The 711-nt window shown below is 70.6% G+C and carries 2 pseudogenes; both read left to right on the top strand.

Annotated features, from left to right (window positions below):
- Positions 1 to 74: 74 nt before the first annotated feature.
- Positions 75 to 197: pseudogene (locus tag ACLQ24_RS29950) on the top strand (alpha-hydroxy-acid oxidizing protein); the annotation flags it as partial.
- A 4-nt stretch (positions 198 to 201) separates the two neighbouring features.
- Positions 202 to 639, top strand: a pseudogene (locus ACLQ24_RS29955) (PLP-dependent aminotransferase family protein); the annotation flags it as partial.
- Between the last annotated feature and the right edge of the window lie 72 nt (positions 640 to 711).

A 711-nucleotide genomic window follows, 5' to 3' on the forward strand; every position in this document is an offset into this window, starting at 1 on the left:
CGACAGGGGCGGTAAGTCATACCGGGCCGAGCGACCGAGCAGTCCCCGGCTGGGGACGATCAAAAAGGTAACGGGGGCGACGCGGCGCGCAGGACGCGTTGGCGCTGCTCGCCGCCGAGGTGCGTGACGCGCTCACCCTCGCCGGCTGCGCCGACCCGACGGCGGCGGCCGGGCTGCGTACGCTCGGGGTGGGCTGAGCGGGTGGCCGCGACCGAATCGGCCGACCTCGACGTCGCCGACCTGCACCCCGCCCTGAACGACCCGGCGCTGACCTCGATGAACTTCCTCAACGAGGTGTCCGAACGGTACCCGGCGGCGGTGTCGCTCGCGGCCGGGCGCCCGTACGAGGAGTTCCTCGACGTCGCCGCGGTGCACCGGCACCTGGACACGTTCCACCGGCACCTCGTGGACGAGCTGGGACATTCGCCCGAGCAGGCGCGGCGACTGCTGTTGCAGTACGGCCGGACCAAGGGCATCGTGCACCACCTCATCGCCCGTAACCTCGCTCTCGACGAGGGGATCACGGTCGACCCGGAGGCCGTGGTGGTGACCGTGGGCTGCCAGGAGGCCATGTTCCTGGTGCTGCGGGCGCTGCGGGCCGGCCCGACGGACGTGCTGCTGGCGGTCGCCCCGACCTATTGACCCGTAAGGCAAATAGTTGATGGTCAGGAGGCGGCGTAGCGGACTTCGGGCTTGCGGAACAAGGATTTC

The organism is Micromonospora sp. DT4 (assembly GCF_049841675.1).
Taxonomy (GTDB): domain Bacteria; phylum Actinomycetota; class Actinomycetes; order Mycobacteriales; family Micromonosporaceae; genus Micromonospora.